The 237-nt window shown below is 59.9% G+C and carries 1 pseudogene; it reads right to left on the minus strand.

The window, feature by feature from the left end:
• A pseudogene (locus SB754_RS22920) lies at positions 1-202 on the minus strand (hypothetical protein); the annotation flags it as partial.
• Positions 203-237 lie beyond the last annotated feature (35 nt).

Here is a 237-nt window from a genome sequence, read left to right on the forward strand (position 1 = left end):
CGGCCATGGCAACAACACCCCAGAAGAACCAGTTCATCAGGGTCTGGAACTTGCTTGACCCGGGCGGCGCTTCCGGGTTGGCCGGCCAGATGTTGCCGCCCCCTCCCGGATCAGCGGCAAGGACCGCGTCGCTAGCGTGATGAGCGATCTGCGAGTTTATCGACAGTAGGTCATGGGCGGAGTAGAAGTTTTGAACGATCATGTTGAGCGTTCCCTTCGAGCTAGTTCGAGGGCGAC

The sequence above is a fragment of the Leifsonia sp. SIMBA_070 genome (assembly GCF_046534635.1).
Lineage (GTDB): Bacteria > Actinomycetota > Actinomycetes > Actinomycetales > Microbacteriaceae > Leifsonia.